Here is an 11953-nt window from a genome sequence, read left to right as displayed (position 1 = left end):
GCGGTCCAGGCGGTGATCCGCCGCGTTGTCGTCAGCCGCCATAGCTTCCGCTATGACTCCCTCCTCCGCCTTGCGGCTCCTCCGCCCGGATCCACCGATAACCACACCAACGTTCCTTGACGGGGCACTAGCATCTGCACTGTGATCGTGTCCGGTGGTGAAGCGCTCGTCGACCTCGTTCCGGCAGGGCCGGAAGGGGAGCTGTTGGCCCCTCGGCTCGGGGGCGGCCCCTACAACGTGGCGCTCGCGGCGGCGCGTCTCGGCGTGCCCACGGCGTTTCTGTCCCGCGTGTCGACCGACGCCTTCGGCGACGCGCTCGTCCGCAGGCTCGAAGCGTCCGGTGTGGACACCTCGCTGGTGCAGCGCGGAGCCGAGCCCACCACCCTCGCGGTGGTCACGCTCGACGAGGACTCCAGTGCCCGCTACAGCTTCTACACCGACGGCACCGCCGATCGCCTCGTCGCCGATCCGGGCCCGCTGCCCGAGAACACCTCCGCGCTGTCGGTGGGCACGTTGGGCATGGTGCTCGCACCCGGAGCACAGGTGTACGAGGCGGTGCTGCGCCGGGAACACGAGCGCGGTGTGCTGACGGCTCTCGATCCGAACATCCGCGCCGACATGATCGCCGACCCCGACGCCTACCGTGCGCGCTTCGCGTCGTGGCTGCCCTCGGTGCACCTGCTCAAGGTGTCGCTGGACGACGCCTGCTGGCTCGCCGGGGTCACCGACGTCGCCGACGCGCTCGCCGCCGCGCGGTCGTGGCTCGACGCGGGACCGAGCGCGGTGGTCCTGACCAAAGGCGCTGAAGGCGTGGTACTTCTCACGTCGTCGGGAGCGGAGGTCACCGTGCCCGGTGTCACTGTGGAGGTGGTGGACACGATCGGTGCGGGTGACACGGTGCAGGGCGCTCTTCTGGCGTGGCTGGTGCGTAACCAGGTGAAAGACGTCTCCGCGCTGTCCGAGGAGGAGTGCCGCGAGCTGCTGTCGTACGCGTCGCGTGCGGCGGCGGTCACGGTCTCGCGCAGTGGTGCGGAACCACCGACCGAGGACGAACTGCAGCGGTGCGTGTGAACCTGGTCGCACTACGTTAGCTGTGGGTAACGCCACGGCTGCGTAACCCGCCTCTTCTGGACTAGCGTTAGAGGGCATTCATACCCCAGCGGGGCGGTGTGCGAAGAACGTGACCCGCATGACCTGCGGTCGCAGCCGGCCCGTGTGACCGTGAGAGGCATGTGCATGTCCGACGCGACTGCGGCGCAGACCGGGGGCGAGAAGGTCCAACTCCGCCTGCCGACTGGCGAGCACGAGTTGAACGTCGTTCGCGCCGTGGAGGGCGCGCCCGGGATCGAGCTTGGCAAGCTGCTCGCCCAGGCCGGGTACATCACCTACGACCCGGGTTTCGTCAACACCGGCGCCACGTCTTCGGCGATCACGTACATCGACGGTGAGCAAGGCATCCTGCGCTACCGCGGTTACCCCATCGAACAGCTCGCGCAGCGTTCGACGTTCATCGAGGTCTCGTACCTGCTGATCTACGGTGAGCTGCCCACGAAGCAGCAGCTGGAGGACTTCACCTCCAAGATCAGCAGGCACACGTTGCTGCACGAGGACCTGAAGCGGTTCTTCGACGGTTTCCCGCGTGACGCGCACCCGATGCCGGTGCTGTCGAGCGCGGTGTCGGCGCTGTCGACCTTCTATCAGGACTCGCTCGACCCCGCGGACACCGACAACGTCGAGCTGTCGACCATCCGGCTGCTCGCGAAGGTGCCCACCATCGCGGCCTACGCCTACAAGAAGTCGATCGGCCAGCCGTTCCTGTACCCGGACAACTCGCTGGGTCTGGTCGAGAACTTCCTGCGCATGACGTTCGGGCTGCCCGCCGAGCCGTACGAGATCGACCCGGCGATGGCGAAGGCGCTCGACCTGCTGTTCATCCTGCACGCCGACCACGAGCAGAACTGCTCCACGTCGACGGTGCGGCTGGTGGGCTCCTCGGAGGCCAACCTCTTCGCGAGCATCTCGGCGGGCATCATGGCCCTGTTCGGCCCGCTGCACGGCGGTGCCAACAGCGCCGTGCTGGAGATGCTGGAGCGCATCAAGGCCGACGGTGGTGACGTCGACACGTTCGTCAACCGGGTCAAGAACAAGGAGGCCGGTGTCCGCCTGATGGGCTTCGGGCACCGGGTCTACAAGAACTACGACCCGCGCGCGAAGATCATCAAGCAGACCGCGGACGAGATCCTGTCCAAGATCGCCGGTGGTGACGAGCTGCTCGACATCGCCAAGCGACTGGAGGAGCGTGCGCTGTCCGACGACTACTTCATCGAGCGCAAGCTCTACCCGAACGTCGACTTCTACACCGGTCTGATCTACCGGGCCATGGGCTTCCCGACGCAGTTCTTCACGGTGCTGTTCGCTCTGGGCCGTCTGCCCGGCTGGATCGCGCACTGGCGCGAGATGATGCAGGACCCGGCCACCAAGATCGGCCGCCCGCGTCAGATCTACACCGGCGAGAAGGAGCGCGACTACAAGCCGCTGTCCGAGCGCTGAGCGTTTCGGCGACGGACGCGACCGAAGGCCACCGCATCCCGCGAGGGGCGGTGGCCTTCGTCGTGTTCGGGTTGTGTCGTGGGCTGCGGACACGATGTCCGGGTACTCCCTCGGGGTCCGGCAGCGGGAGGGAGAGGCGCGATGGCGGTGTGGCTGGAGGCCGGGTTGTGGGGTTTGCTCGCCGGGTCGGCGCTGCTGTTCGGCGCGGCGGCGGGGTGGTGGCTTCCCGTGCCGCCTGCCGTCGTGGCCGGGGTGATGGCGTTCGGTGCGGGCGTGCTGGTCTCGGCGCTGGCCTTCGAGCTGGTGGACGAGGCCGAACGCACCGGCGGGCTGCTCGCCACGTCCCTGGGTTTCGTGCTGGGCGCGTGCGCCTACGTGGCGGCGAACGAACTGCTGTCCCGGCGTGGCGCCCGGCACCGGAAGCGGTCGGGCCCCGCGCAGCCGTCCGAGGACGAGGCCAAGGGCAGCGGCGCGGCCATCGCGATCGGCGCGTTGCTCGACGGCATACCCGAGTCGGTGGTTCTCGGCCTGTCGGTCCTGGGTGGTGGAGGGGTGGGAGTCCCCGTTCTCGCCGCGGTGTTCGTCTCCAACGTGCCCGAGGGGTTGTCGAGTTCCGCGGGCATGAAACGGGCGGGGCGCGGTGCGGGTTACGTCTTCGGCGTGTGGGCCGGAATCGCGCTGGCCTGCGGCACGGCCGCGCTGCTGGGGTGCCTGCTCCTCGACGGCGCCTCCCCCGCCACGATCGCGGTGATCACGGCGGTGGCCGCGGGAGGCATTCTCGCCATGGTGGCCGACACGATGATCCCGGAGGCGTTCCAGCGGACGCACGTCCTCACCGGACTGATCACCACCGTGGGGTTCCTCGCCTCGTTCACCCTCCAGCGCTGGGGCTGACCCGGCCTGCCAGCACCTCACGCGAGAGTCGGTCGGCGCGACGGGTGGTCTCCGGAAGCCGGTAGTTCCTACTGAGGGTGAGAGTGTGCGCACTTGCCGTGTCGAGACTGATGCGGTGTCCTACCGAGACGAACACCGGCTTGACCCCGTCGCGCGTTCGCACCGCGGCTCCGACGACCTCACCGTCGACGGTGAGCGGTGAGGTCGACCCCCGGCTGGACGCGGGCGGAACGAACTCACCCACGAACACCGTCTTCGCCACCCCGAACGTCGGTACGCCGGTGAGCACCCCGAGGTGGCAGGCGAGACCGAACCGGCGTGGGTGGGCGAGGCCGTGCCCGTCGCACACCAGCAGATCCGGTGTGGTCCGCAGGCTCCGCAGCGCCTCCACCAGCGCGGGAAGCTCCCGGAACGCGAACAGTCCCGGCTCGTACGGAAAGTCCGTCGTGGTCACCACACTGGAGGTTTCGATCTCCTCCAGCGTGTCGTGATCGAGCACGGTCACCGCCGCGGCGAGACGCGGCGAGTCCCGGTCGTAGGCCACGTCCACCCCCGCGACGGTGCGTACGGGGTGGGTCGTCTCGTCCGTCGCGCGCACCTGGCGCCGCAGTCGCAACTGCATCTCCACGGCCTCCGATGTCGTCGTCGGCCACGGTTCCTGGATCCGGATTTCCACGCCTGCCCCCGGTTTCGTTTTCGGCGTTGGGCCGCGATGTCCATTCTCGACAGCCTTGAAGATTTCGAAACGCGCGACACGCGGTGTGATCGTCGCGGGTCTGTACGGTGGCCGCGGAGATCGACTACGCTGAGCGGAGCAGTAGGGTAGGCCGTTCGTGCCGCCGTCCGTCTCGGGGCCGCATGGAGGTGCACTGGAGTTCGCGGTTCTTTCCGGCGCGACCGTGAAACGGTGTGCTGACACGTTCCGACCAGCCCGACCGATCTCTGGATGATCATGGAAACCTCACCGACTCCACCGCGTAAACCGAGCCCACTCGTGTGGGTGTGCGGCGCGCTCGCCGCCGGTTACGTGGTCGTCGCCTCGATCGTTCTGGCCGTCGGTGACACCGGGCAACTGTGGTGGCTGGCACCGGGCGTGGTCGCGCTGGTCGCCCTGGTCACCTACGCCGCGTTGACCGCCCGCGCCGCCGGTGCCGCCGCCGCTTCCCACGCGGCACTGGCGAGAGAGCACGCGGCACTGACGAGAGAGCACGCGGCACTCGCGCGGGAGTACGCCGCGCAGCGCGAGGTGCACGACGTCTTCATGTGCTACATGGAAGCGCTCACCAAGGACTCGCTGCTGCCCCCTCTCCCGGACAACCCCCCCTCGCCCGAGGCCGGGGAGCAGTTCGAGCGCATGAGGGCGCTCGTCGTGAAAGCCCGCGACCTCTACGCCGCGCAGCGCAGCGCCGTGCACTCCGCCGTCGTGTCGCTGGCCCGCAAGGTCCAGGTCTCCGCGCACCGGATGCAGGAGGAAGCCGGTCGGATGGTCAACCGGCACCCCAACGACCCGGACGTGCTGGAGACCAGCATGCGTATCGACCACGCCGCCGCCCAGCAGGCGCGGTACGCGCAGTCGCTCGCCGCGCTCTGCGGGGAACGCCCGGGGCAGCAGTGGAACGAGGCGCTCCCGCTGTCGGACGTGGTGCGCGGCGCAGCCGGCCGCATCACCGCCTACCAGCGTGTGGAGGCGTCCGGCGATCCTGCCATCGCCGTCACAGCCCGAGTGGTGGAGCCGCTCATCCACATCGTCGCCGAGTTGCTGGCCAACGCGGCGCAGTCCTCACCGCCCACCACGAACGTACTGGTCACACTGCGGCACGTGCAGCGCGGTGCGGTGATCGAGATCGACGACTGCGGTGTGGGCATGGACGATCGGAGGCTCGAACAGGCCCGCGCCATCGCGTCGGGGGAGAAGCTCGTCGACCTCTTCACACTCGGCGAGGTCCCGCAGACCGGCCTGCCGTCCGTGGGCACCTACGTACGGCGTTACGGGTTCCGCGTGGACCTCGGCGAGTCCGTCTACGGCGGTGTGCGCGCCATCATCATGGTGCCTTCCGAGCTGACCGAGCCACTGGCTCCGGGGCACGCCTCGATCAGCGGGCAGCTCGCGCTCTCCCGCCAGCACAGCACGGCGGACAACCTCAGGCCCGTCGAGGTGCCGGAGCCGACACCCGCCCAGTCGTCGCCGCAGTCCCAACAGTTGCCGTTGCCCGACCCGGCCCCGGCCCGGCGGGAGCAGTCCACCGAGACGCCCGTCTCCGTGGACGACGGGTTGCCCGTGCTGCCGCGACGGAAGTCCCGCCGAGGCGATGCCGACGCCGAGAACAGCAACGAGATCACCATGAACCTGCCCGTCATCCCGGCCGTGCCCGCCGATCCCAGGCGGGCCGCGGAGGAGGCGGGACAGTGGATGAGTGCCTTCCTCAGCTCGGACAGCGCCGCGACCAATCGGATCGCCGCCACTCCGAACCCGCCTTACGAACCTCGTGACACTTCGGAGGAGTGATGGTTGCCCACGCCGGTGACAACAGTTGGATGCTGGAGCAGATCAGGAGCGTGCGCGGTGTGCGGCACGCGATCGTGCTGACCTCCGACGGCCTGCTGAAGGTGAAGACCGACCAGACCGCCACCGACGTCGCCGACAAACTCGCCGCCGCGTGCGCGGGCCTGACCTCGCTTGGCAGGGGAGTCGGCGACGAGTTCGGTACCGGGGGAGACCCCAAGCAGGTGATGGTGGAGTTCGAGGGCGGGTTTTTGTTCGTGCGCGGTGCGGGCGACGGCTCACGGCTCGCAGTGGTCACCGACCCGGTCATCGATCCGGGCCTCATCGCGCAGCAGATGCAACTGCAGGTACTCCAGATCGGTGAGCGAACCCTCAGCACTCCCACCCGCACGCGCTGACCATGGACCGCTCCGAGGAGTACCAGGACCGACCGGTACGGCCGTACGTCATCACGGGTGGTCGCGCCCATCCCACGCGGAACACGCTGCGGCCGGAGACCCTGTTGGTGGCCAATCCCGAGTCGCAGCTCCCGGTGTCGACGAGCCGGGAGAAGCGGTTGTTGGTGGACATGTGCCGAGGTGTGCTCTCGGTCGCCGAGGCGGCGGCGCACCTGCGCCTGCCGGTGAGCGTGGTCGTGGTGCTCGCGTCGGACCTGATCGACACCGGGCATCTCGTGGTGCGCTCCAGCCCGCAGCGACTCGTCATACCGGAAATCGATCTGCTGGAGAAAGTGCTGAATGGGCTCCGAAAGCTCTGAGCGTTATGTGCCGTCGACCGTCGTCCAGTCGGTCAAGATCCTGGTCGTCGGCGCGTTCGGCGTGGGCAAGACGACCCTGATCGGCTCGGTCAGCGAGATCCCGCCGCTGCGCACCGAGGAGACCATGACCACCGCGAGCGTCGGCGTCGATTCCCTCGCCGGACTCGACGACAAGAGCAGCACCACGGTGGCCATGGACTTCGGCCGTATCACCCTGAACCCGGAGATCGTGCTGTACCTCTTCGGGACGCCGGGACAGAAGCGGTTCTGGAACCTGTGGGAGGGGTTGGCGGACGGCGCGGTGGGCGCTCTCGTCATGGTCGACTCCCGAAGGCTGCAGGACAGCTTCGAGGTGTTCGACCAGTTGGAACTGCACACCCGCGTACCGTTCGCGGTGGCGGTCAACCAGTTCCCCGGCTCGCCGGAGTACGACCCGGAAAAGCTCCGCGAAGCCCTCGACCTGCTGCCGGAGACACCCATCGTGTACTGCGACGCGCGCGACCGGCAGTCGTCGGTGCAGTCCCTGATCAAACTCGTCGAGTACGCCATCGCGGTGCGCAGGAATTCGGAGGTGGCATGACGGTGTCGCCTCAGTCGCGTCAGACGCCCCAGCCGTTCCGGCCGCAGCCGCTGGCCGAGATGACCGGCCTGACGCCCCTGTCGCAGATCGTCAACTCGCAGAACCCGCAGGCCGTCTACAGCGAGTTGCGGGCACGGTGGGGCCAGGTCGCCCCGGTGGAACTCATGCCGCGCGTCAACGGCTGGCTCGTCATGGGGCATGCCGAGATCTGCCAGGTGGCCCGCAACGAACGGCTGTTCTCCCACGATCCGCGCGCCTGGCGCGAGTACACCAGCGGCGTGATCCCGCCGGACGCGCCGCTGGCGGCGCTGCTGTCGCCGTTGGAGAACGCCGTGTACGCCGACGGCGAGAAACACCGGAGGCTGCGCGCACCCGTCGAGGAGGGTTTCGACAACCTCGACGAGCACCGGCTGCGCAGGACCGTCGAGCAGGTCTGTATGGGGCTCATCGACGAGTTCTCCATGCGCGGGGAGGCGGACCTCGTCACGGAGTACTCCGCGGCCATCCCCATGCTGGTGATGCTGTCGCTGCTCGGGGTGTCGTCCGAGGACCGCGAGAAGCTCAGGGCCACGCTGCTGGCCGGCATCGAGTCGTACTTCGCGGACGACTCCATGCAGCGGATGTTGGTGGACCTGGTGCAGCAGCGGCGGGCCCAGCCGCAGGACGACCTGACCTCGCTGTTCGTGCGGCATCCATCGTTCCGCGGAGACGACGAGGTGCTCCACGCGATGATGATGGTCATCGGTATGGGGTACGAGGTCACGGGCATCTGGATCGCGATGGCGTTGCAGCTGATGCTCACCGATCACCGGTTCACCGCACGGCTGCGTGGGGGAAGGCTCGGCATCGACGAGGCTCTCGACGAGGTGCTGTGGCGTGACCCGCCCGTGGCGAACCTGATGGGCCGGTACGCGGCGGTCGACTGTGAACTCGCCGGGAAGTCGATCCGGCGCGGCGACGCGGTGATCCTCAGCTTCGCGGCGGGCAACGCCGATTTCCGGGTGCGTACCAACGACCCGTGGCTGGAAGTCGGCAACCGTGCGTACCTGTCGTTCAGCGCGGGCTCCCATGCCTGCCCGGCACAGCGTGCGGCGCGGCTGATCACGCGCCTCGCGGTGGAGACCGCACTGTACTCATTGGACGACATCTCCGTGACGGTGCCGGTGGAGAAACTGACGTTCACCCCGTCACTGTGGAACCGCAACCTGACGTCGCTGCCCGTGCGCTTCACTCCGGTCCCGGCGGCCCACCGGTAACTCCGACACCGTGGTCAGGCTTTGGCGGGCGTTCGGACATGAGCGCGGGCCAGCCAGGTCAGGACGATGGTCGCCGCCACGGTCAGCAGCAGCGCCGTCACCACTTCGAACGCTCCGGCGGTACCGGTCGTGAGGTGACTCGGCACCACGAACGGTGACAGCGGCGGAACGAACGACACGGTGAGCGCGGTCGTGCTCTCGGGGTCCGGGAGCGCGAGCATGACGGCCCCGAGACCGGTCACCACCACGGCGGTGGTGGGCAGCACGACCGACCGCACCGGGCCGCTCGTGGCCGCGGCCGCCACGAACACCGGCCAGTACAGCGCGTAGCCGAGTACGAACCACACCAGCCCCCACAGCAGCGCACTCGTCGCGGGTGCCACGGTGGACAGTGCTCCTGTGGCGGCGGTGACCGCGAGAGTCGCGGCCCCGAGGACCAGCACTTGGACCCCGCCGACGAGGCCGACGCCGACGACCTTGCCGAGCACGATGCGCCGGGGACACTCCGAGGCCGAGGCGTCAGGGATGCGAGTGCCGTCCTCGGTGAGGCTGCGTGCCACCACGCCCGAGCTCCCGGCGATGCCGAGCACGAGCAGGAGCACGACGACCAGAGCCGTGCCGAGACGCTCGTCGCGCGCCACGGCAGGCGGTTCCGCGGTCTGCACGGTGACGCGGGCCGCCGCCACGTCGGTGTGCACGTCGACGGGATCGAGCCCGGCCTCCACGAGCTTGGCGTCCAGCACCTCGTCCTGGGCGACTCCGGTGAGCAGGGCTCGAACCGAATCGTCCAGTTCGGACCCGGAGAGGGCACGGAGGTTCGCCGCGCTGCCCGAGACCAGGACGTCGAGCTCACCGCGCACCACGTCGGCGCGCGCCTGTGCGGCGTCGTGGTACGGAACGACGGCGAGGTCCTCGCCCGTGTCGTCCGCCGCCTGCCGCAACGGTTCCGCGATGGCGGTGGCCTGCCCGACCAAACCCACGGTGGTGCTCGCCAACCGCGTGAACACCGACGCGTGCAACAGCAGGTATCCCACCAGCACGGCGAGGACGAGCACCGTGCTGACGACGAAGTACCCGTTACGCAGGTGGGTGCGCAGCTCGCGCGCCACGACGGTGCGCACGGTCGTCGCCGCGCGCCGGGTGACCAGGACGCCCTCGGGCACAACACCCCCTTCTCGCTGTCGCGACGGGGAGAGCATACGTCAGGCGAGTCCCCGCAACGACCGTTCGACCAGCTCGGACACGGCGGGTCGGGCTGCTTCCGCCTCCTCGGGCACCAACCCGAGCCGGGTGCGGCGGTGGAGCACGTCGTCGGCGTCGAGCGCTCCCTCGTGGCGCACGGCCCACACGACCTCGGCCGCAGTGGTGGCGCAGCCGGGGAACAGCGGACGCGCCAGGTCCGGATCGACGTCGCCGAGTGCGGTCACCCGGGGCGCCTCGATGCCGTACTTGCCGACCAGGCGGCGAGGTGCGTCCACTGTGGTCAGCGCGGTGCGGCTCGCCGCTCCCACGAGGGGCAGGCGCGCCGTGCGTGACTCGGCCGCTGGCAGGCCCGCACGGGAGACGGCGACGTCGACGGCGTCGTGGGCCATCACCCGATAGGTGGTGAGTTTGCCACCCACGACCGTGACGACTCCCGTGGACGGGTCGGTGAGCACGGCGTGCTCCCGGGACAGGTCGGCGGTCCGGCCGCCGGGAGTGTCGAGGAGGGGGCGCAACCCCGCGTAGGAGCCGCGCACGTCGTCGTGCGTGAGAGGGCGGGCGAGCACCCGCGACGCCACGTCGAGCAGGAAGTCCACGTCCGAGTCCGGAACGTCGGTGACGTCGGTGGCCTCGCCGTCGAGGGGCTCGTCGGTCAGTCCGAGATAGACCTTTCCGCCCGGCTGGGGGAGCAGGAAGACGAACCGGTTCGACTCCCCGGGCACCGGTACCATGAGCGCCGTGTCGCCGAGTTCGGTGGCCCGGGCGTCCAACACGAGGTGCGAACCACGGGAAGGACGCAGCCGCACACTCGGCACCAGCTCGCCCGACCACACCCCGGCGGCGTTGACCACCTGGCGGGCCCGCAGTTCGACGGTCTCGCCGGTCAGCTCGTCGCGGGCGCGCACGCGCTCGGCCGACAGCTCCAGTGCTCGCACCCGCGTGAGGACCCGGGCGCCGAGCCCCGCGGCCGTCCTGGCGAGTGCCACCACCAGCCGTGCGTCGTCGGTGAGGGCTCCGTCGAAGGCGAGCAGACCGCCGCGGAGCCCGGTCTCGCGCAGCGCGGGCACGAGTGTGAGCGCCTGAGCGGCAGGCACCGTGCGGGGCCGGGGAAGCAGTGACGAAGGGGTGCGGGCGAGTCGGCGCAGTGCGTCACCCGCCGTGAGCCCGGCGGCGGTGAGCGCGTACTCGCGTGGCGGAGTGTCGGCGTAGCGGGGGAAGAGTTGGGCCAGCGGTCGCGTGAGGTGGGGAGCGGTGCGGCGCATGAGGATGTCGCGCTCGACCGCGCTCTGCCTGGCCAGACCGACGTGGCCGTGCGCGAGGTACCGGAGTCCGCCGTGGACGAGCTTGCTGGAGAACCGGGAGGTGCCGAACGCGAGGTCGCGGGCCTCCACCAGTGCCACCGAGAGTCCGCGCGAGACCGCGTCGAGCGCGACCCCCGCGCCGGTCACACCGCCGCCCACCACGATCAGGTCGACCCGCTCTCCTGACGCGAGCGCATCGAGTTCCCGCGCGCGTCGCCGAGCGGTCAAGGAAGCGTGGATCACGTTCGTTCCCGTCATGGCCTCAGGCTTTCGTCGAGAAGGTGTCGTAGTTCGGACAGCAGGGCCTCGTCCGGTACGTCGTGTGTGGCAGGGCGCCACGAGAGCACGAACGACTGCACGGTCAGCAGCAGGGCCCGTACCTGCGCGCCCGGCTCGCCACGCCGGACGGACCCGTCGGCGTGGCCCTCGGCGACGAGCCCGGCCACCACCTGCTCCGCGAGCCGTTGTGTGCTGCCCAGCCTCTCGGTGACGTAGGGCAGCAGCAGTTCGGCGTCGCGGTCGAGCACGGTGCGCAGCAGGGGATCGGCGCCGAGTGCGCGCACGGCCGCCACACCGAGGTCCGTGAGCCGTGCTCGGGCGGGTTGCGAGGCGTCGATGGCGGCGTTGACCCGGTGAAGCAGGGCGCCGAACTCGCGCGTCATGAGTGCCGCGAGGACGCTGCGCACGTCCGGGTACCGCCGGTACAGGGTCATGCGGCTCACCCCCGCGACGCGGGCGATGTCGGTGAGCGTGGTGCGGCGGACACCGCCCGCCAGCACACACGTCCGTGCGGCGTCGAGGAGCGCGTCGTCGGGTACCCGGGAGCCGGTGGCGCGTTCGGCCACCACGGCACCCGCCCCTGTTCGCACGGAGGTGTGACGTTCTGGCTTCATATGTCACACTCTAGCC

General features: G+C 69.7%; 12 protein-coding genes. 8 read left to right on the top strand and 4 right to left on the bottom strand.

Going from position 1 to position 11953, the window contains the following annotated elements:
- Positions 1-141 precede the first annotated feature (141 nt).
- The 3 genes from SACCYDRAFT_RS21745 (at position 142) to SACCYDRAFT_RS21735 (ending at position 3444) form a co-directional block, all read left to right on the top strand.
- Positions 142-1071 carry a carbohydrate kinase family protein gene (locus SACCYDRAFT_RS21745; RefSeq protein WP_005459474.1) on the top strand — a complete coding sequence of 310 codons (930 nt, stop codon included), beginning with the start codon at positions 142-144 and terminating at the stop codon, positions 1069-1071.
- 165 nt (positions 1072-1236) lie between these two features.
- Complete coding sequence (locus SACCYDRAFT_RS21740) at positions 1237-2550, top strand: citrate synthase (RefSeq protein ID WP_005459473.1); 1314 nt, start codon at positions 1237-1239, stop codon at positions 2548-2550.
- Positions 2551-2691: 141 nt separating this feature from the next.
- Positions 2692-3444: a ZIP family metal transporter gene (locus SACCYDRAFT_RS21735; RefSeq protein ID WP_005459471.1), complete on the top strand. Its 753-nt coding sequence runs from the start codon at positions 2692-2694 to the stop codon at positions 3442-3444.
- Here SACCYDRAFT_RS21735 and nfi read toward each other — a convergent pair.
- A complete protein-coding gene (gene nfi / locus SACCYDRAFT_RS21730) occupies positions 3422-4120 on the bottom strand; it encodes a deoxyribonuclease V (protein ID WP_005459470.1) in 699 nt (232 codons plus the stop codon). The genes SACCYDRAFT_RS21735 and nfi overlap by 23 nt on opposite strands.
- 276 nt (positions 4121-4396) lie before the next feature.
- Here nfi and SACCYDRAFT_RS21725 point away from each other — a divergent pair, with 276 nt between their 5' ends.
- From SACCYDRAFT_RS21725 to SACCYDRAFT_RS21705, 5 genes are read left to right on the top strand one after another with little or no spacing between them, the layout of a single operon-like run.
- The gene (locus tag SACCYDRAFT_RS21725; protein WP_043537468.1) at positions 4397-5950 is read left to right on the top strand and encodes an ATP-binding protein; all 1554 of its coding nucleotides are present in this window, start codon (positions 4397-4399) and stop codon (positions 5948-5950) included.
- On the top strand, positions 5950-6345 hold the full coding sequence (locus SACCYDRAFT_RS21720; RefSeq protein ID WP_005459467.1) for a roadblock/LC7 domain-containing protein: 396 nt from the start codon (positions 5950-5952) through the stop codon (positions 6343-6345). Before SACCYDRAFT_RS21725 ends, SACCYDRAFT_RS21720 begins: the two co-directional genes overlap by 1 nt.
- A gap of 2 nt (positions 6346-6347) precedes the next feature.
- Positions 6348-6704 (top strand): DUF742 domain-containing protein, encoded by a 357-nt coding sequence (locus SACCYDRAFT_RS21715; protein WP_005459466.1) that lies wholly within the window; start codon positions 6348-6350, stop codon positions 6702-6704.
- Positions 6685-7284 (top strand): GTP-binding protein, encoded by a 600-nt coding sequence (locus SACCYDRAFT_RS21710; RefSeq protein WP_005459465.1) that lies wholly within the window; start codon positions 6685-6687, stop codon positions 7282-7284. Before SACCYDRAFT_RS21715 ends, SACCYDRAFT_RS21710 begins: the two co-directional genes overlap by 20 nt.
- Entirely contained in the window at positions 7281-8540 is a 1260-nt protein-coding gene (locus SACCYDRAFT_RS21705) for a cytochrome P450 (RefSeq protein ID WP_005459464.1), read from the top strand. Before SACCYDRAFT_RS21710 ends, SACCYDRAFT_RS21705 begins: the two co-directional genes overlap by 4 nt.
- Positions 8541-8554: 14 nt before the next feature.
- On the opposite strand, the gene SACCYDRAFT_RS21700 is transcribed toward SACCYDRAFT_RS21705, so the two are convergent.
- Genes SACCYDRAFT_RS21700 through SACCYDRAFT_RS21690 form a run of 3 tightly spaced genes read right to left on the bottom strand, consistent with a single transcriptional unit; the run spans position 8555 to position 11937 of the window.
- Positions 8555-9703 carry an ABC transporter permease gene (locus SACCYDRAFT_RS21700; RefSeq protein WP_005459463.1) on the bottom strand — a complete coding sequence of 383 codons (1149 nt, stop codon included), beginning with the start codon at positions 9701-9703 and terminating at the stop codon, positions 8555-8557.
- A 39-nt stretch (positions 9704-9742) separates the two neighbouring features.
- Positions 9743-11302 (bottom strand): glycerol-3-phosphate dehydrogenase/oxidase, encoded by a 1560-nt coding sequence (locus SACCYDRAFT_RS21695; protein ID WP_005459462.1) that lies wholly within the window; start codon positions 11300-11302, stop codon positions 9743-9745.
- Positions 11299-11937: a TetR/AcrR family transcriptional regulator gene (locus tag SACCYDRAFT_RS21690; protein WP_005459461.1), complete on the bottom strand. Its 639-nt coding sequence runs from the start codon at positions 11935-11937 to the stop codon at positions 11299-11301. Before SACCYDRAFT_RS21690 ends, SACCYDRAFT_RS21695 begins: the two co-directional genes overlap by 4 nt.
- Positions 11938-11953 lie beyond the last annotated feature (16 nt).

The organism is Saccharomonospora cyanea NA-134 (genome assembly GCF_000244975.1).
Taxonomy (GTDB): domain Bacteria; phylum Actinomycetota; class Actinomycetes; order Mycobacteriales; family Pseudonocardiaceae; genus Saccharomonospora; species Saccharomonospora cyanea.
This window is presented reverse-complemented; position numbering and strand designations above follow the sequence as displayed.